Source organism: Larkinella harenae, assembly GCF_054780515.1.
In genome coordinates this window covers 315,353-335,563 of the sequence record NZ_BAAGWE010000006.1, presented here as the reverse complement: position 1 = coordinate 335,563, position 20,211 = coordinate 315,353, and the positions used below count along the sequence as shown (strand labels likewise).

The 20,211-nt window shown below is 50.5% G+C and carries 13 protein-coding genes; 6 read left to right on the top strand and 7 right to left on the bottom strand.

The annotated features are described in order from the left end of the window. The first annotated feature begins 23 nt into the window (after positions 1-23). From ACYVH9_RS25045 to ACYVH9_RS25035, 3 genes are read left to right on the top strand one after another with little or no spacing between them, the layout of a single operon-like run. A complete protein-coding gene (locus ACYVH9_RS25045) occupies positions 24-1,124 on the top strand; it encodes a carboxylate-amine ligase (protein WP_460639165.1) in 1,101 nt (366 codons plus the stop codon). Between the two features lie 59 nt (positions 1,125-1,183). Then, positions 1,184-1,993: a type 1 glutamine amidotransferase gene (locus ACYVH9_RS25040; RefSeq protein ID WP_460639164.1), complete on the top strand. Its 810-nt coding sequence runs from the start codon at positions 1,184-1,186 to the stop codon at positions 1,991-1,993. Between the two features lie 46 nt (positions 1,994-2,039). Further along, positions 2,040-3,230, top strand: coding sequence for a hypothetical protein (locus tag ACYVH9_RS25035; protein WP_460639163.1), 1,191 nt, complete (start codon positions 2,040-2,042; stop codon positions 3,228-3,230). Positions 3,231-3,306: 76 nt separating this feature from the next. Here ACYVH9_RS25035 and ACYVH9_RS25030 read toward each other — a convergent pair whose 3' ends face one another. Continuing rightward, on the bottom strand, positions 3,307-4,209 hold the full coding sequence (locus ACYVH9_RS25030) for a hypothetical protein (protein ID WP_460639162.1): 903 nt from the start codon (positions 4,207-4,209) through the stop codon (positions 3,307-3,309). A 95-nt stretch (positions 4,210-4,304) separates the two neighbouring features. On the opposite strand from ACYVH9_RS25030, the gene ACYVH9_RS25025 reads away from it, so the two are divergent. Further along, positions 4,305-5,501: an aspartate aminotransferase family protein gene (locus ACYVH9_RS25025; protein WP_460639161.1), complete on the top strand. Its 1,197-nt coding sequence runs from the start codon at positions 4,305-4,307 to the stop codon at positions 5,499-5,501. Between the two features lie 55 nt (positions 5,502-5,556). Here ACYVH9_RS25025 and ACYVH9_RS25020 read toward each other — a convergent pair whose 3' ends face one another. From ACYVH9_RS25020 to ACYVH9_RS25010, 3 genes are read right to left on the bottom strand one after another with little or no spacing between them, the layout of a single operon-like run. Next, complete coding sequence (locus ACYVH9_RS25020) at positions 5,557-6,666, bottom strand: efflux RND transporter periplasmic adaptor subunit (protein WP_460639160.1); 1,110 nt, start codon at positions 6,664-6,666, stop codon at positions 5,557-5,559. Between the two features lie 7 nt (positions 6,667-6,673). Then, positions 6,674-9,964, bottom strand: coding sequence for an efflux RND transporter permease subunit (locus tag ACYVH9_RS25015; RefSeq protein WP_460639159.1), 3,291 nt, complete (start codon positions 9,962-9,964; stop codon positions 6,674-6,676). Between the two features lie 52 nt (positions 9,965-10,016). Beyond that, complete coding sequence (locus tag ACYVH9_RS25010) at positions 10,017-10,691, bottom strand: FadR/GntR family transcriptional regulator (RefSeq protein WP_460639158.1); 675 nt, start codon at positions 10,689-10,691, stop codon at positions 10,017-10,019. A gap of 354 nt (positions 10,692-11,045) precedes the next feature. Between ACYVH9_RS25010 and ACYVH9_RS25005 the strand changes: the two genes are divergently transcribed. Continuing rightward, positions 11,046-13,154: an HRDC domain-containing protein gene (locus tag ACYVH9_RS25005; RefSeq protein WP_460639157.1), complete on the top strand. Its 2,109-nt coding sequence runs from the start codon at positions 11,046-11,048 to the stop codon at positions 13,152-13,154. Positions 13,155-13,161: 7 nt separating this feature from the next. Here the strand turns inward: ACYVH9_RS25005 and ACYVH9_RS25000 are convergent, their stop codons facing one another. Together ACYVH9_RS25000 and trxA are read right to left on the bottom strand one after the other, a co-directional pair. Further along, positions 13,162-15,354, bottom strand: a complete 2,193-nt coding sequence (locus ACYVH9_RS25000; RefSeq protein WP_460639156.1) for a penicillin acylase family protein — start codon at positions 15,352-15,354, stop codon at positions 13,162-13,164. A gap of 192 nt (positions 15,355-15,546) precedes the next feature. After that, positions 15,547-15,867, bottom strand: a complete 321-nt coding sequence (gene trxA, locus ACYVH9_RS24995; protein WP_460639155.1) for a thioredoxin — start codon at positions 15,865-15,867, stop codon at positions 15,547-15,549. Positions 15,868-16,115: 248 nt separating this feature from the next. Here trxA and ACYVH9_RS24990 point away from each other — a divergent pair, with 248 nt between their 5' ends. After that, positions 16,116-16,544, top strand: coding sequence for a hypothetical protein (locus ACYVH9_RS24990; RefSeq protein ID WP_460639154.1), 429 nt, complete (start codon positions 16,116-16,118; stop codon positions 16,542-16,544). A 41-nt stretch (positions 16,545-16,585) separates the two neighbouring features. Here ACYVH9_RS24990 and dnaE read toward each other — a convergent pair whose 3' ends face one another. After that, positions 16,586-20,158: a DNA polymerase III subunit alpha gene (dnaE, locus tag ACYVH9_RS24985; protein WP_460639153.1), complete on the bottom strand. Its 3,573-nt coding sequence runs from the start codon at positions 20,156-20,158 to the stop codon at positions 16,586-16,588. Positions 20,159-20,211: the final 53 nt, after the last annotated feature.

Here is a 20,211-nt window from a genome sequence, read left to right as displayed (position 1 = left end):
TATATTTAGCCAAGCCCTGATTCATGCCCGTTTTCACGCTAGGAATTGAAGAAGAATTTCAGACCATCGACCCCGTAACGCGGGAATTGCGGTCGCACATGTCGAAGATTGTGGAAGGTGGACAAATTGTGCTACACGAACGGGTCAAAGCCGAGATGCACCAGGCCGTGGTAGAAGTGGGAACCAACATCTGCACGAACATCCACGAAGCCCGCGAAGAGGTAACCTACCTGCGCAAGATGATTCTCGATCTGGCCACCAACCAGAATCTGAAAATTGCGGCCGCGGGCACTCACCCCATTTCCGACTGGCAGGATCAGCTCATCACCGACAATGAGCGGTATGACAAACTCATCGACGAAATGCGCGATGTGGCCCGTTCAAACCTTATTTTCGGGCTGCACGTACACGTAGGCATTGAAAACCGGAACGAAGGCTTGCACATCATGAACGCGGTGCGGTATTTTCTGCCCCATGTCTATGCCCTTTCCACCAATTCACCGTTCTGGTGCGGACGAAATACGGGGTTCAAGTCCTACCGCTCTAAGGTATTCGACAAATTTCCGCGCACAGGCATTCCCGATTACTTTGCGTCGGCAGCCGAGTACGATGATTACATCAATTTGCTCGTCAAAACGAATTGCATCGACAACGGCAAAAAAATCTGGTGGGACATTCGGCTTCACCCGTTTTTCAACACCATTGAATTCCGGATCTGCGATGTACCAATGCGCGTGGATGAAACGGTTTGCTTAGCGGCTGTCATGCAGGCGCTGGTCGCCAAAATTTATAAACTCCACAAGCAAAACCTCAATTTTCGGCCGTATCGAAAAATTTTGATCAACGAAAATAAATGGCGGGCCGCCCGCTACGGAATCGAGGGCAAGCTCATCGATTTTGGCAAACAAGAGGAGGTTCCCTACTTCACGCTGGCGCAGGAATTGCTCGAATTTATCGACGATGTGGTCGACGAACTCGGTAGCCGCAAAGAAATTGAATACGTCAAAACGATCCTCGAAATGGGCACCGGAGCCGACCGCCAGCTGGCGGTTTTTCGCCAGACCAATGACCTGAAGCGAGTCGTGGATTACATTGTGGAGGAAACTTCTCACGGTTTGTTGTAGTTATCTTTACCGACGATTGATCGTCTTCTTACCGTAAATTGTGGCTTTGAACTTACCCAATGGAATCAATGAAAGTGGCTGTTCTGGACATGTATAACCATGTTCCGAACGAGGGAATGCGCTGTATTCTGCAAATTATCCGGAATATGAGCGATCAGATGGAGGTGGCCTTAACGCATACGATTTATGACGTGCGGGGTAAAAACGAAGTGCCCGGCCTGGAATACGATGTTTACATTTCAACCGGCGGTCCGGGGAGTCCGCTTCCGAGTGACGAACCCTGGGAGGCTCCGTATTTTGCGCTGATTGATCAGCTGTTTGCGCACAATCGGACCAACGAAAGCAAAAAATACCTGTTTTTGATCTGTCATTCGTTTCAGCTGGTCTCCCGGCATTTGGGCATCGGCACCATCAGCAAACGCAAGTCGAACTCGTTCGGCATCTTTCCGATGCATAAAACCGATGACGGCCTGACCGAACCGCTGTTTCAGGGCCTGCCCGATCCTTTTTTTGCGGTCGACTCGCGGGACTATCAACTGACCGAACCTAACTGGGACCGGATCAACGAACTGGATGTAAAGCTGTTGTGCCTTGAAAAAATCCGACCACACGTTCCGCTGGACCGGGCTATTATGGCAATCCGTTTCACCGACGAAATTTTCGGTACCCAGTTCCACCCGGAAGCCGACGGCGAAGGCATGTTGCGGTATTTCATGACCGATGAAAAAAAGTCCCAAATCATTGAGAACCATGGCCTGGACAAATACAACGACATGGTCGCCTACCTACAGGACCCGCAGAAAATTACGCTGACGGAGTCGGAAGTGATTCCGGGTTTCCTGCGGCAATCCAGTTTGATTAACCTTTAAACGACGAAACCGTTCGGGAATTCCCGAACGGTTTCGTTTTCATCCCATGATTCAACCCATTCGTCAGGCCTACAACATGGCATTCAGCCCGGATCGTTACCGGGCTTTTTTGGATCAGATTGAACACGACTTTCCCAGGCAGCTGGATTTTCGCGTTGCCGAAACCCCGGTTTTTGTTCCCAAAGGGTTAAAACATCACATTCTGGAGGCTTGTGATTCCATCATTGACACCCTGACGCGGGAAGATTTTAAAGAATTATCCGAAGCCGCCATTCCGCCCGGTCAGCGTGTCCCCAACGAAAACGATCATACGTCCTTTCTGGCCATCGACTTCGCTATCTGTAAGGACAAAGAAGGCGAGCTAACCCCACAACTCATTGAACTGCAAGGTTTTCCTTCTCTGTTTGGCTTTCAGTCGTACCTGGCCCAAAACTTTCGCACCCATTTTTCAATTCCCGACGGTTTTAGCCACCTGTTCAACATGGATACGGACGAAACCTACCGCCAACATCTCCACCGGCTGCTGGTCGGGCTTGACCCCATCGAACAGGTAATTCTGCTGGAAATCTTTCCGGAAAAACAAAAAACCCGGATCGACTTTGCCGTTACGCGCGATATGCTGGGCATTGAACCAGTCTGTCTGACCCGGATTAAGAAAGAGGATCGGAAGCTGTATTATGAAAAAAACGGCGAACGCTACCACATCAAAAGAATCTATAACCGCCTGATATTTGATGAATTACAAAACATCCCCGAATTACAGACCGATTTTTCGCTGACCGACGATGTAGATGTCGAATGGATTGGGCACCCCAACTGGTTCTTTCGAATCAGTAAACACACGCTTCCGTTGTTAGACAGCCCGTATGTTCCGAAGAGTTTTTACCTGAATACCATCGAAACGTATCCCGACGATTTGGAAAACTACGTTTTAAAACCGTTGTTTTCTTTTGCCGGAAGCGGGGTCAGGTTATCCGTTACCAAAGATGAACTGGATGCCATCCCCGATAAAGAGAATTATCTTTTGCAGCGCAAAGTACAGTACGAACCGGTGATACAGGCTCCGGACGGTTTGGTGAAGTGCGAGATTCGGATGCTGTACATCTGGCACGAAAAAGACCCGCGCCCAACGTTATTAACTAATCTGGCGCGGCTCAGTCGCGGGGAGATGATTGGGGTCCGGTTCAACAAGGATTTCGACTGGGTTGGCGGAACCGTTTGTTTTTTTGAAGAATAGAGAAAACAGGTCAGGAGAGACAGGAGCGTTTTTTGCTCGACTCTATATACTCTTGTTTAGTTCTCCTGCCTATTCTTTATTTGCCAATTCTGACTTGATAGCTTAGGTACGGCAGTGGACTCGTCCGAATCAAGCCTTTGTTACTAAAGATGGGGAACAAAATAGCCGTATCGAAGGCATGACGGTGTCGGTTGAATCGAAAACCGGCCGATGACAAGCCCGTCAGGTACGTGTAAGACGGTTCGAGGGCCTCTCCCACCAGGATGTTGTTTTGGCTGATAAAAGTCAGATCGGGCGTCATTTTCCGCACGTACCCAATCGTTACAACCCCCGATGACGCAAAACCGTGCCCGGAAAAGGTGGCCCCGGCTCCGACAGTCATGTTTCGCTCAGCATTGCCAATCGTCACAATGCCCTGCGCCAAGCCCAGGCGCGTTAGTAGCCGCTCGTTCAGCCGAACGCCAACGTATTGAACGTGCAGGGCAATGTGGGATCGGGAGGTTAGTTTAGTGCCCAGTTTGGTGGAAACCGTATGAAAATTCTGCGGGCTCAGGGTTTGAAAGGTGCCACCCACGCTCCAGTGTTTGGTGATACCAATGTCCAGACGGCTAAACAGAACGTAGCTATTTTGAAAATAAAGGCTCTTTTTTTCGGGCATGTAACCCGTCGGCATGAAATACAGCCGGAATGGAAAACCGTTTGGGAAGTCGGGACCGCTCCGCAGGGTGCCACCCACCAGGTCGGCCCGGACAATATCGTTTTCGGCCAGCAACTGATCGCCGTCTTTTTTCGTGCGAATCAGGTACGAAGCGCTGTCCCGCCGAACGAACTGACCGCGCAGGGTGGTGCCGTTTTTAAGGACAAAATCGTACGTGCCGGGAATGTGCGTCCGGCCGGGTTCGTAGTACACATCCTGCGCCCAACCGCTCGTTGAAAGCACCAGAAACCCCAGAAGAACAGACAGGTAAAGTAACTTCATAGGCACCAGATTAGTAACTACGAAAGTTAATAAAGTTCAATGTTTCGCCCAAGAATCCAAACCGTGTATTTTTGTACCGGCTAATAAGTATTTCATTGACGACCAACCCATTCATAACGCATCGGCAACTTTTTTTCCAGCATGTTGCCCAGACTTCCGATTTTCCACTGGCCCTCGAAATTGAGCGCGCGGAAGGCATTTATCTCTATGATCAGCAAAAACCGTATATCGATCTGATTTCGGGCATTGGGGTCAGCAACGTGGGCCACCGGCATCCGCGTGTTCTGGCCGCTATTCAGGAGCAGTTGGATAAATACCTGCATCTGATGGTGTACGGCGAATACGTGCAGTCACCCCAGGCACAACTGGCGCATGCGCTGGCTCAAACCCTGCCGGAATCACTAACGAACGTTTATTTTACCAATTCCGGCACCGAAGCCATCGAAGGAACCATGAAGCTGGCCAAACGGTTTACGGGCCGTACGGAGCTTATTTCGTGCCTGAACGCGTACCACGGTGCCACTCAGGGCGCGCTCTCGCTGTCGGGAAGCGAAAATTTCAAGCGGAGCTTTCGGCCCTTGCTTCCCGATACCCGGCACATTCAGCACGGAAACTGGCAACACCTTTCCCAGATTACGCACCGCACGGCGGCCGTGATCATGGAAGTCGTGCAGGGCGAAGCCGGAGTTCGGGTGCCCGAAGCAGCCTATTTACAAGCTGTTCGACAACGGTGTACAGAAGTCGGTGCGCTGCTGGTTTTTGACGAAATTCAGACGGGATTCGGACGCACCGGCACGTTCTGGGCGTTTGAAGGTTTTGGCGTAATACCCGATGTGGTGGTTTGTGCCAAGGGAATGGGGGGCGGCATGCCGATTGGAGCTTTTATCAGCTCGGCGGAAATCATGGGCGTTTTCAAAACCAATCCCATCCTGGGCCATATTACCACCTTTGGCGGCCACCCCGTTAGTGCTGCGGCATCACTCGCTACCCTGCGCGTTGTTCAGGATGAACAACTCCCGGCACAAGCCGAACGAAAAGGCCAACTGTTCCGGCAATTGCTGGTGCATCCGGCTATCAAAGAAATCCGTGGGAAAGGATTGATGCTGGCGGCCGAGTTTGAATCGTTCGAGGTGCTAAAACCGATCATTGACCGGGCCATTGCCGGTCAACCACTTGGGGTAATCACGGACTGGTTTTTGTTCTGCGACAACTCCATGCGTATTGCTCCCCCGCTGGTGATCACCGACGAACAGATCCGGGAAGCATGTGCGGTTATTCTACATTCGCTCTAAATGCGAGGAGCAACCCTGCCAGGTTTTCAAAACCTGGCAGGGTTTTGCCTGTATATCAGGAGACTTGTTTGACCGAACGGACCGGCGAACCGTTACGCACTTCTTCCGTTGCCGTCGTCATGATTTGATCGCCTTCTTTGACCTCGCCAAAAATTTCAATGGTATCACCTTCTTCCAGCCCGGTCTGCACGGGAATCCACTCGGCTTTCTGATTAATGACCTTCACGATAAAAATGCCCGTTGATGAATTGATAACCGCCGATTTGGGCACAACGAAGGTTGTATTCTTGGTAGGCAGCGGGATGGTTACTTCGGCCACCATGCCCGGCAACAATTTCCGATCAGCGTTCATAACGTCGATTTCCGTGCGCTCCGAACGTAAGCGCTTGTCCAGCGCCCCAGCCAGACGCGTCACTTTACCACTGAATTTTTTATCCGGGAAGGCCTTTACGGTAAAGGTTACTTCGTCCTTCGGATTGACATAGCCTGTATACGCTTCCGGAACCGAAACTACCAACCGGAGCCGGCGCTGTTCTGCCAACACAAACAACGGCAGTTCTGACCCTTTGCCCGTGGGCCCAATGTACGCCCCCGTGCTCACATTCCGCAAACTGATGATCCCGCTAAAGGGCGCCCTGATTTCCAAATATTTACGCATATCGGCAACTTCCCGATACGAAGCTTTGGCGGCTGCCAACTGCGCAAAATCCGATTCTTTCTTTGCCAGGGCCTGCTCCAGCATCGACTGAGCTACCGTTCCCGGCGTCTTGGCAGCATCTACATACCGATCGTAATTCGATTTACTGGCGATGTACAAGGCTTCCTGCGACTTGAGTTTCGACTCCGCTGCGGCCAGCTGAGCGTTCAATTCAGGCGCTTCGGCCAGCGCCAGCAGTTGACCCTGTTTTACCTCCGAACCCACATCGGCATGAATGGATTTGACGAAACCGCTCACTTTGGCGTACATATCCACGTCCCGAAATGCCAGCAGTTCACCAGGAATTTTCAGATTGGACGACAGTTTTCCTTTCCGAAGTGTAAATACTTCGGTCGGTTCGGGCTCCTCCGCCACTGTTACTTTATCAGCCTTGCTGTCGGATGAGTGACAACCCTGCAACACGCTCACCACCAGCATGCCAGAGCAAACCGCAACGATGGGGGACATAACGCTATTAATTAGCCGTTTCATAAACGCCAGGAATATAATGTTTACTTTCTTTATCTTCAGGATCAAGCGATACCGATTGGACTGACGCGCTGCCCTGTACCCAGGCAAACACGAGCGGTAAAATGTGCAGGGCGGCAAAGGTCGACGCAATCAGCCCGCCAATAACGGCCCGGCCCAGAGGAGCCGTCTGCGAACCGCCTTCGCCAAGCCCCAGCGCCATCGGCATCATCCCAACCACCATGGCCACACTGGTCATCAGAATGGGTCTTAAACGCAACGACGCAGACTCCTTCGCGGCCAGCAAGGCATTGTGGTTTTTCATCCGCAGCTGCTCCGCATTGGTTACCAACAGCACGGCATTGGATATCGACACCCCCACCGACATAATCATACCCATGTAAGATTGCAGGTTTAGCGTCGAGCCCGTCAGCAGCAGCAAAGCCAGCGAACCTGCCAAAACCGCCGGAACCGTACACAAAACAATAAATGATACCTTAAACGACTGAAAATTAGCCGCCAGCATCAGAAAAATCACGATAATCGCCGTCAACAGACCCGTTTGCAAACTGTCCAGCGTTTCGGTCAATACCTGCGTCAGACCGCGGGTTTCGACGGTCAGACCACGCGGCAACTCACCCAGTTCGGCGATGGCATTGTTCACGTCCCTGGTGGCGGTCCCTAAATCCATGTCGTTGAGGTTGGCCGTAACCGATAAGACAGGAACTGCTCCAATGTTATCGTTTTCACCGTACGTTCGCTCCGTCTTGATTGTTGCCACATCACTCAACACCGGTCGGTTGGTGTTTGGTAACACCGGTATTTCACCAATATCGCTCACACTTTTCATCTGGTTTTCCGGAACCTGCACCTGCACGCTGTACATCTGCGCACTTTTCGGATCAATCCAGACACTTTTTTCGGTTAACCGGGATGAGGAGGTCGAAGCCGTCAACGAACGGGAAATGGCCGAAATATCCGTTCCCAGCTGAGCCGCCCGAACCCGGTCGATATCAATGGAAATGGCCGGGTAATTAATGGCCGATCCAATCTGAATATCCCGCAGGTACGAAATCTCCTTCAGCTTGGCGATAACTTTGTTGGCGTATACTTCGTTCTGTTTTTTATCCTTCCCGATCACCTTTACTTCGATGGGCGTCGGTGAACCCTGGCTCAGAATCTTGTCGGTCAGTTCCAGGGGCTCAAACGATAATTTTACGTCCGGCAGGGCCGCTTTCATTTTAGCGCGATATTGATCCTTCAATTGGTCCAGATCAATGTCAAAACCATGCTTTAAACTCACCTGCAAAACGCCTTCATGGGGGCCGGCCATGAACAGATAAATCGGGCTGGTTGAAAACTGGGAACCGTGCATTCCCACCATAGCCGAGGTAATTTCCACATTTTCCTTGCCCACCAGATCGTGCAGAACGTCTAGCGCGCGCAGCATGGTTTTTTCCGTTTTCTCCAGCCGCGTTCCATCCGGGGCGCGCAACCGGACCTGAAACTGCCCACCACTGACGCGTGGAAGCACATCCCGTCCGATGATGGTAATAAAGAACGCTGTAAATCCAAACGCCACCACAAAATACCCCAGCGTAACGAGCTTTTTGTGCGGCAACGTCCATTCTATAAAACGCACGAACTTGAGTCGAAACCGCTCGAATACCCCAATCTTACCGTCCTGATTTAAATCGGCCTGATTAGCCAGCTGGCTCTTTCCTTTCAGGATGGTTCCTTCGGGTAAACCGTCGCCGTTGCTATGACCGTTATGATGAATTTTAACGCCGTTTTTGCCCGCTATTGTATCAATTTTATGATCATGACTTTTCATTAACCAGTTAGCCAGAACCGGTACCAGGGTTTGCGCCATGACGTAAGATGTAATCATGGAGAAGCCGATGGCCAGTGACAACGGATAAAACAACGCTCCGGGAATGCCCTTCATCGTAAAGGCCGGCGCAAAAACCGCCAGAATACAGAACAGAATCAGGAGTTTTGAGAACGCAATTTCCTTACAGGCGTCCCAAATAGCCAGCGCTTTGGGTTTACCCATATCCAAATGCTGGTGTATATTCTCAATAGTCACCGTCGATTCATCCACCAGAATTCCGATCGCCAGCGACAACCCACTCAGGGTCATAATATTGATGGTCTGCCCAAACAGCGATAGAAATAATACGCCCGAGATAATACAGATCGGTATGGTAATGATCACGATCAGGGCTCCGCGCGGGTCGCCCAGAAACAGCAGAACCATCAAACCCGTTAAGATAGCCCCGATGATTCCTTCCTCAATCAGGCTTTCCACCGAATTGATTACATAAACGGACTGATCGAACTCATACGATAGTTTAACATCTTCGGGCAATTGAGCCTGAAAGGTCGGCAATTGTTTTTTCAGATTCTGTACTACTTCCCAGGTTGAGGCATCGGCGGATTTGGTAATGGGCAAGTACACCGAACGGCGTCCGTTGACCAGTACATAGCCCGATGTAATGTCCGCGCCATCTTCGACCCGGGCTACATCGCGCAGGTATATATTCTGAACCGCACCAGTATAAATAGGAATATTTTCAAAATCCTTGACATTTTTAATCGTCGTGTTGGCCGGTGTGAAGTAGTTCAAATCCCCTACCCGCACGTTACCAGCCGGGGTTGCCTGGTTGTTCACCCGCAAAGCCGCCACCAGCTGATCGGGGGTTAGGTTGTGCGAGCGCAGCAATTCAGGATCCGCCCGGATAACGATGGTTCGCGAGTTTCCGCCGAACGGCGCCGGAGCCACCAACCCCGGAATGGCACTGAACCGGGCCCGTACATACACGTTGGCCATATCCTGCAATTCGTTGTTCGTCCGGATCGGACTGCTCAAAACCAGCTGACCAACGGGCAGGGTCGACGCGTCAAACCGCAGAATAAACGGCGGTTGTGATCCGGGCGGAAAAATAGCCTGAGCCCGGTTGGTATACGACGACACTTCGGCAGCGGCCTGGGCCATATTTGTTCCTTCGTAGAAGGAAAGCTTGATCAGCGTCAACCCTTGTATATTCTTGGTTTCTATGCTTTTAACCCCCGACACATAAAGCAACAGGTTAACGTACTGTTTCCCAAAAAAGGATTCCATCTGGTTCGGAGTGAACCCGCCGTAGGGGTGGGAAATGTAGATGACGGGAAGGTCCAGATTAGGAAAAATGTCAATTTTGATCGAGCGGACGGCACCAACGCCAAAATAAAACAATCCCGCCACCAACACCAGAACAGTAATGGGTTTGCGTAAGGCTGAACGGATTAAATCCATAGTGTGATAACCTGTTTTTAAAATGAGTTAAGGCAGCGCATCAAGGAGAGTACTATTGAATCTGGCCCGTAATCTTAGCCGCCCAATACCATGCTTTTTTGGGATCGCGATCGACCACGCTTTGCAGCAGGGAGGTATGCATAGTCTGCTTGCTGAGCAGGGTCTCCGTCGTGATGAAAACTTCCATGAATGACTTCTTCATTTTGTCGGCGATGATTTTATACAAATCAACCAGCACATCGTTTTGGGAGGCCATTGCCAGCCGGATATGAAACTGAATATCGGCTTCAATGCAGTCTTCCGGCTGGTTCTGCAAGGCGGCATCATGCCGCTTCTGCAAAAAAACCGTCATTAAATCAATGTCTTCCTGGGTGCGGTTAAGGGCGGCTTTTTCGGCAATTTTCAGTTCCAGCAACTGCCTCACTTCGTTCACGTCCGCACCTTCTGCCCGTTGCAGACACTGGTGCAACGGTTCTACGTTGTTGGGTGGCAACTGTACAAAGGTGCCCAGGCCCTGCTGGACGCGCACCAACCCCTTGTTGGTCAGAATCCGAACAGCCTCCCGAACCGTCGATCGCCCGACCCCAAACTGCTGCATCAACTCAGGCTCCGAAGGCAGTTTTTCCCCTACTTTATAGTGGTTCATCGTGATTTGCTCCTGCAACTTGTTGACAACCGCGTCGGCCAGACTTTCGCGTTTAATGGGTATGTTTTCTGTAGTCATCATATCATCTGATGAGTAAAGATACAAATTCCCCTGCTGAATACTCTTGCATTCAGAAAAATAATATTTTTTTAATTCCAGCGCCCACTAAATAGAATAATACGAAACCAATATTGTACTTTTCTAGAAATTAAACTCCAGCTAATCCGGTTTTCTGTCCAACCGATCTTGCTAACGTTGGACTTATTCGGCCCTATAGCGGCTTGTCCGCTTCCCTTTCTGAATGTGTCAGTCTAGCGGGATGAAAGGAAAAATCGATTGGGGCACTACGGTTTCTTTTCGTATCTTGACTTCCTTTTCAAACCGGGTCCCGGATCGTAAACCAAGGACGTTTTTTTGTTTACCATTTGCTACTGTATGCCCACCATTGTTAACGAAAGACTCCAGCTTGCTCACGACTTTATTCTGCATACCAATCGCCATGTTTTTCTGACGGGAAAAGCGGGCACGGGTAAAACGACTTTTCTGCACCAGGTCAAGCAACAATCCTCCAAACGGCTGGCCGTGGTAGCGCCAACCGGCATTGCGGCCATCAATGCGGGGGGCGTTACCATTCACTCGCTGTTTCAATTGCCATTTGGGCCCCTGCCACCAGGGGCACTAGGCCGGGAAAACCGAAAATTTACCCGCGAAAAAATCAAGTTGTTCCGAACCCTGGATCTGCTCATCATTGATGAAATCAGTATGGTACGCGCCGACGTGCTCGACGGCATTGACGACGTGCTGCGTCGCTTCCGGCACCGCCCCGAACCGTTCGGTGGTGTTCAGCTACTCCTCATTGGCGACATGCAACAGCTGCCGCCGGTCATTCGGAATGAAGATTGGGATTTGCTGAAACCGTATTACGAAACCGGTTATTTTTTCGGTAGCCAGGCCTTGCAGAAAATACCGTATATCGCCATTGAACTACAACACATTTACCGCCAGGCTGATCAACGGTTTATCGACATTCTAAACAGCGTGCGGGAAAAACGGGTGACCATCTCGCAGCTCAATGAGCTAAATCAGCGGCACATTCCCGATTTCACTCCCAACGATGCGGAAGGCTACATCACCCTCTCGACGCATAATCAGGCCGCTCAGCACATCAACAGTCAGAAGCTGGAGTCGCTTCCACAACCCCTGCATACGTTCGATGCTACCATTGAGGGTGAGTTTCCGGCCCACGCCTTTCCAACCGAAGCCAGCCTTGAGCTGAAAATCGGCGCGCAGGTGATGTTTGTCAAAAATGATGTTTCGCGCGAGAAACTGTTTTATAACGGAAAAATCGGGCAGATTACGGACATCGACGACGATGTTATCTACGTCAAATGCCCATCCGATCCCGAACCGCTGGCCATCACGCCGTTGGAATGGCTCAATATCCGGTATACGCTCGACCCGGCAACGCACGAAATTCGGGAGGAACCCATTGGCAAATTTGTTCAGTACCCCTTAAAGCTGGCCTGGGCCATTACGATTCACAAAAGCCAAGGGTTGACCTTTGAAAAGGCTATCATTGACGCGGCTGCGGCCTTTGCCCACGGACAGGTTTATGTAGCCCTCAGCCGGTGCAAAACGCTCGACGGTTTGGTATTGCGGGAGCCGATTCCGTCGCACAGCATCAAAACCGAACTGTTGCTCGAAGAATTTCACGAGCAGGTCCAGCAACAAACTCCCGATAACCAGGAGCTGTGGCGCTCCAAACAAACAAACCAGGAGCAACTGATGCTGGATTTGTTTTCGTTGGACCGCATCGATTACCTGTTTACCAAATGCCTGCGGCTCATTTCCGAACATTCGGTCAGTCTGGACGAAGGGCTGGCTTCGGGTTTCCAGCAACTGCAAACGGTATTTCGGGAGAAAGCCCGAAACGTGGCCGTTCGATTTGCCCAACAGGTGCAATCCTTATTTACTGAAAACCAGCTTCCGGAAGAAAACCAGCCTTTGCAGGAACGGATCAAGAAAGCGGCTCAGTACTTCAACGTCTTGTTTTTCAGCGAACTTATACAACCCCTGGAAGGCCTTCCCACGGATTCTGACAACAAGCAGGTACGCGATGTCCTGCATGAATCGTTGGACGAACTGAGCAAAGAACTGTTCATCAAACTTCAGTGTCTGGAAAACAGCCTGAACGGTTTTGAAACGCTGGAATACCTTAAAGCCCGCAATCACGCAGAACTGACGTTTCAATCCACCCGCAAAAAGGATCGCCGTAAAAGCGATAGCGACACCGAATCCGGCTCTAAATCAGGCACCAGTCTGTACAAAGCCCTGACCAAATGGCGCGACGATCTGGCCGGAGAGAATGACCTGGCCGGTTACATGGTTTTGCCCCGAAAAACTATTCTGGAATTGACCCGCGTCCGGCCCACCACGCTGGATGAGCTCATCACAGTTAAGGGTTTCGGAAAAATGAAAGTAAAAATGATCGGGGAAGAAGTTTTGTCGATAATCCGCACGTATTCAAACGCGGCCGCTGACTGACGGAACATCAGTTAGCTTGCGCCAATTCACCCGGATGATACGTCTTTCCGATGTGTTGCCGCACGTCCTCGGGATAAAACCAGACCGTCTTGAACTTCCCTTCGCAGAATAGGGCGGCCTGATCGTCAAAATGCGGAGAATTTGGATCACTGCTATGTCCGCCATTTACTACGGTACGGGCTTTCACCTTCTTTCCAAATTCAACCACGGCTACAAAACTGTTACCGACATAACCGTATCGCTTCTTCGTTCCGGGATACGTCCGGGCACCAAAAGCTGCCAGTGTTCCCCAGGCCGACGGGGTAAAGCCAACCGCCAGGCTCGGTTTCTGGTCGTCAAACGTTTCCTGGATTTTGCCGGTTAGGCGCTGAAACCGGTTGAGTTCACCCCAGGCAATTTTCCAGGTACCAAAGTCTTTTGTCAACTCATCCAGCACGTCGGCCAGGGCTTTTACTTTTTCTTGCGGACTGGTCTTCTCCACCGTAAAAGCGGTAAAGCTCAGGTAATCAAATCGCTGGCCTTTGGAAAAACGCGAACGGGCCAGCCGCTGAATCCGTTCTCCCCAATGAATGGCCAGCGTGGTTGCCACTGAATGCGTACCGTAGGTTTTATCCCAACTCCGCAATATATCAACCGCTTCTCCCACGGTTTTCGATGGCTCAGTAACAGCATCAAACGCGCTGAGCAAAGCAGGGATCAACGCATCGAAACCGGGCAGACGCGGGTCGTAAGCCGCAGCGATGAGGGTATCAAGCGTAAAAACGGTTTTCTCACGCAACACCCGCACGGCATTAATGCCCCGGTAATTTTCACCATCCGGTGCCATGTAGGCCGGATACTGACTTTGTACTGGGCTATCAGCCCCCGAGGCCGTAAACGGCGTCGAATTACAGTTCTGAATCCACCCCACCGCCGGATTTTTGACCTGCACAATGTCATCAATGTCGTGTAACCCCTTCCAATCGGTTTCGGGATCGCTGCCATCAACGGGCTGATTCCAGTCAAACTTCGGATTCCGTTTCGGAATAAAATTCCCATGCCAGTACGCTATCGTGCCGTTTCGATCGGCATAAACCGTGTTGTTGGTTGCGTTGCCGTTTAATTTCATCACTTTTTTATACCGCTCGTAATTTGTTGCCTTGGTGCGCTGGTATGACTGGGCAAGTGCATTCAGCGGATCATTCATCATGCTCAGCGTGATCCATTTTTCGCCCAACTGCCCCACAACGGGGCCATGATGAGTGCGATAAATCGTGAATTCCTGGTGCTGAATCCCGTTTGCGGTTTTATAAGGAAGCTTTATAATTTCGGTTTGTACGGGTTTCCACACATCACCGTGTTTGTAGAAGTACTTGCCATTCCTTTTTTCAACCGTTTCCAGGTATTCGTCCACCGAGTCGGCATCACCGGAGGTATGCATCCAGCCACAGTTTTCGTTAAACCCCTGATAGACAAAAAATTGCCCCCAAGTTACCGCCCCGTAGGCATTAAGTCCTTTTTTGCTCACCATATGCACCTCCGACCGAAAGTAAAACGAGGTGTGCGGGTTGATGAGCAAGAGCGCGTTTTTGGTTGCGCTTTTCGAGGGGGCTATTGCAAAACCATTCGATCCCGTTGGTTCACGTTCGTGTTTCTCAAAGTCAAACCGTTGCGACGACCACGCCGAATGGGTATAAAATGCTTTGATTCGGTCGGTATTGACCACACTAATATTCCCCCCGATGCTACCTTCACTGAACATCAACGGCATCCAGGGTTGAAAGCGGGTCAGTAAGCGCGGTTTTACGCGGGGGTGGGTATGCAGGTAATAATTGGTTCCGTCGGCAAAGGCTTCCAGCAATTCTTTCATCCAGCCCGGCGATTTCTGATAAAGCGCAACGGCCTGCGTCGTATCCATGAAAAGTCGCGCCCGCAAATCGTGGTACAAAGCCGCTTCGCCGTCTACCTCGGCCATTCGTCCAATCGCGTCCAGGTAGTTTTCTTCCACCCGCGCAAAATCATCCTCACACTGCGTGTACAACAGCCCAAAAACAACGTCGGCATCGGTCTTTCCGTAAATATGCGGAATATCCCAGGTGTCCCGGATAATGGTGATGGATTGGGCGCGTTTCTGCCAGCGAGCCACTTCAGCGGGCGAAAACGATTGCCCACTCGCCGTCAGTACGCAGAGTAAGGGAATCAGCAGGAAAAATTGTTTCATCGTTTAGGTCATATTCGGTGTATGGAAAGATAGACCAAAAGACGAAACCGGACAAGCTTCGGCAGCCACTTTGTCACTGCAACGGCTGGAAAACGAAAAGCCGGGCCCAGGGCCCGGCTTGTATTCGTAAAGGTCACATCCACTGGTGTACGGTTTTAGTTCAGCAGAAAAAAAACCGTACCGAATATCAATTTACAGTTGAGCGACTAATTTTTGTTCCAGAACAGCTTTGGGAACGGCACCAATTACCTTGTCAACCATTTTGCCGTTTTTAAACACCATCAGCGTCGGAATGCTCCGGATACCAAATTGGGCCGGAACCTGCGCGTTCATATCCACGTCCATTTTAGCAACAACAGCTTTGCCTTCGTATTCGCCGGCCAGTTGTTCCACAACGGGTCCAATCATTTTACAAGGCCCACACCATTCAGCCCAGAAATCCACTAAGACAGGTTTATCAGAGTTGATTACATCTGCGAAGGTAGCGTCGGTTATTTCAATCGCTTTTGCCATGATTTGTATCTCTATTTTTATTCGTTTTAACTCTTATGTACGTACAATGTTTTGCATTTGAAAAAAGTTCACGCACCCTTTTCATTCCCTTCCGCAATTGCACATCCGGCCTACTGCGACCAGTCATTCTCCTTTCATCCAATGCCTTAGCCGTATATCATTATCCTTGCAAAACAAAGTAGCTTGTTTTGCCCAGTAATTAATTCAATGTTTATCTTTGAAAAGTAACATTAACTGACAAATACTGTATGAAAAAGTTTCTCTTACTTCCGTTCTTAACGCTGGCCGTGGCTACCAGCTTTGGCCAATGTGACAAAAACGTTACACTGGCGGTGTCCAAAACCGAATACCTCGACCGCAACGGCACCGTTCAGCGGACGGTCGATGAAAACAGCACCATTGAAATCAGTTCGTCCGAAATTACCATCATTCCTGGTGGAAACGCGGATCAGAAAATGACTGGTAAAGTTCAATCCAATACTTGCTCCTGGACAATTCCGTACAAAGAGGGGAAGTCGGTCATGAAAGCTCGCTTCGTCGATCCCGGTGGCAATCAACAAAATACAACCTTAACACTTGAAGGGGCAGCAGGCAAAATAACGTTTCTGATGGAAGTAGACGAAATGCCCGACCGGAGAATCCGGGTTAACGTCGATTCATTTGAAGAAAAGAAATAAACCTGAATTCGAAAGGCGGCTGATCAGCCGCCTTTCGAATTTTAATTCAACCGGTAGCCTACGCCATCCATGGCATCCAGCGCTTTCAGCAACTCATTTACCGGCGTAATTTTGAAAGGCCGTGATAACATACTCACTTCCACCCGATCTTCTTCGTCCATAACGCGCAGCACCAGATTACACGAACCTGGATACTCTTTGACCAAATCGGTAATCTTGGCAACAAACTCGTTATTAATCAGCTTCAAATCCAACTGCACGCAAAGCTCTTTGCTGTATTTCGTCCGCACTTCCGTGAGTAACTGAATGAAATTCGGGCGGAATTCGAAAGCATCCGAGTTCCAGCGGTTTTGGAGTTTACCCTTGACGTGCAGAAACAAGCCTTCCTCGATGTAATTGCCCAGCCGGACAAAATCTTCCCCGAACAAACTCATCTCAACCGAACCATTGTAATCCTCCAGCTTAAAAATAACGAACGGGTTACCGTTTTTCGATTGCCGAAGCTGCTTACTCGACACAATTCCACCAACGGTAACCTCTTTGCCCTGGTTCGACTCGTCGAACAACTTGTCGACCGTACAGGTACAGAAGCTCTCCAGTTCGATCCGGAATTCATCCAGCGGGTGACCGGAGATGTAGAAACCGACCACTTCTTTTTCAAATTTAAGCTTCTCAATTTCACTCCAAGGCTGAACATTCGGCGCTTTCGGACGTGGGATGTCAGGTTCGCCACCCGCCCCCCCAAACAGCGATTGCTGGGCTGCTGACTTTTCGGCGTGGTAATTGTTGGCGTATCGCGTCAGTTTTTCGATAAAGGTTCCGTTTTCGCCGGCTGGCACATCGAAATACTGCGCCCGATGCATATCGGCCAGGTTGTCGAATGCCCCGGCATAGGCCAGCGACTCCAGCGTTTTTTTGTTGACCGTGCGCAGGTTGATCCGGATCACGAAATCAAAAATATCCTTGAACGGGCCGCCTTTTTTGCGTTCCTCAATGATCGACTCCACAGCGGCATCACCCGTTCCTTTAATGGCACCGAGTCCAAACCGGATTTCGCCTTTCTGATTGACCCCAAAAAACCGTTCCGATTCGTTCACATCCGGCCCCAGCACCGGAATACCGATGGCCTTACATTCCTCCAGGAAGAACGTAATCTTTTCGATGTTACCCAAACAGCTCGTCAAGACGGCCGCCATGTATTCCGACTTGTAGTGCGTTTTCAGAAAAGCCGTCTGATAGGCTACAAACGCATAGCAAGTCGAGTGCGATTTATTGAAGGCGTACGAAGCAAAGGCCTCCCAGTCGGTCCAGACTTTCTCGCAGGTTTTGATGTTCAGTTTGTTGGCCGCGCAACCGTCGATGAATTTTCCCTTCATCTTGTCGAGCGTCGCCCGGTCTTTTTTCCCCATCGCCTTCCGCAAGACGTCGGCATCGCCCTTGGTAAAACCGGCCAGCTTCTGCGACAGCAGCATGATCTGCTCCTGGTAGACGTTAATCCCGTAGGTATCAGCGAGATACTCCTCCATTTCTGGCAAATCGTACTTCACTTCTTCGCGACCGTGTTTCCGGTTGATAAATGTCGGAATATAGGCAATCGGACCAGGACGGTAGAGCGCGTTCATGGCAATCAGGTCCTCAAAGCGGTCGGGCTTGAGGTCCTTCATGTACTTTTTCATTCCGTCGGATTCGAACTGGAAGATCGCGTTTGTTTCCCCCCGCTGGAAGAGTTCGTACGTCGCTGTGTCATCCAGCGGAATATCGTCAATATCGGTTTCGACGCCGTTGATCAGGAATCCACCGTAATTTTGTCGGACCAGCCGCAGGCATTCTTTGATGATGGTCAGGTTTCGCAACCCCAGAAAGTCCATCTTGATTACCCCCGCATCCTCAATCACCCGGCCCTCGTACTGCGTGATAATCAGATCTGATTCTTTCGAAGTCGATACCGGGACGATGTTTGATAGGTCTTCCGGGGCGATGATGATCCCGGCCGCGTGAATCCCCGTGTTCCGGATGTTGCCCTCCAGCTTCCGGGCCTGTTTCAGTACCTTCGCCTGCAAATCGTTTCCGGCTTCGATCTGCCGCATCCGCTTCACGTTCTCGACTTCCTCGGGCTGAATCATCATCCCCAGCGTATCAATCGAATCCTCAAAAATCTTTTTGAGGGTCATGTTGTACGTCGGCTTGTCGGGCACGAGCTTCGCCAGGGCGTTCGATTCCGGCAGCGGCAATTCCATCACACGAGCCACGTCTTTAATGGCCGATTTAGCCGCCATTGTACCGTACGTGACGATTTGGGCCACCTGCTGCTTACCGTATTTTTTCACCACGTAATCGATCACCTTCTGACGGCCTTCGTCGTCAAAGTCCGTATCAATATCGGGCATCGATTTCCGGTCGGGATTCAAAAACCGCTCAAACAGCAAATTGTATTTAATCGGGTCGATGTTCGTAATACCGATGCAGTAAGCCACCGCCGAGCCAGCCGCCGAGCCCCGGCCCGGCCCCACCATCACGCCCAGATCGCGCCCGGCCTTGATGAAGTCGGAAACGATCAGGAAGTACCCCGCGAAACCCATCTGCCGAATAACGCCCAGCTCAAACCGCAGCCGTTCGTCAGCTTCCGGCGTCAGAATCTTGTAGCGCTGCTTGGCTCCTTCAAAGGTCAGAAATTCGAGGTAATCGTCCTGAGAGGCAAACCCATCGGGAATGACGAAGTTTGGCAAAAGAATGTCACGCTTCAGTTTCAGCGTTTCAACCTTGTCGACAATCTCGTTGGTGTTGTCAATTGCTTCCGGCAAATCGCTGAAAAGCGTTGACATTTCCTGCGTATTTTTGAAATAGAACTGATCGCTGAAAAACGCAAATCGGGTTCCCTTTTTAAAACCTTCTTCGTCGTTAAATTCTTTCTCAGAAGGCGTACTCAGTTTTTCGTTGGTATTAACACACAGCAGGATATCGTGCGCTACCCAGTCTTCCCGATCCACGTAGTGGGAGTCGTTGGAAGCAATGATCTTTACATTGTATTTGCGGGCAAACCGTACCAGCACCTCATTCACCTTGATCTGGTCGGGAATTTCGTGGCGTTGCAATTCAACGTAGTAATCCTCGCCGAAGCGATCCAGCCACCACTGAAATTCTTTTTCTCCCGCTTCCTCTCCCTTTTTCAGAATGGTTTTCGGCACCGAGGCTCCAATGCAGCAGGTCGAGGCAATCAGCCCTTCCTTGTGCTTATCGATCAGTTCCTTCGTAATACGGGGGTACTTGCCATACAGCCCTTCCATGTATCCCAGCGAGCAAAGCTTGATCAGGTTTTTGTAGCCCGTAGGATTTTTTGCCAGCAGCAACTGGTGGTACCGAATGTCTTTCTGTTCCTTGGTAAACTGCTTTTTGGTGTGATCTTCTACCACGTAAAACTCGCAGCCTACCACCGGCTTGATGCCTTGCTTGGCGGCTTCGGCGACAAACTCAAACACCCCGAACATATTCCCGTGGTCAGTAATGGCCACGGCGGGCATGTTATCGGCTTTAGCCTTCTTGATCAGCTTCTTGATCTCGGCCTGTCCATCGAGCAGCGAGTATTGGGTATGGCAATGAAGGTGGGAAAATTGCATTAGTCCTTGATTTCGGGAAGAATTACTAAGCTAAAAATACGACTTTCCTGCGA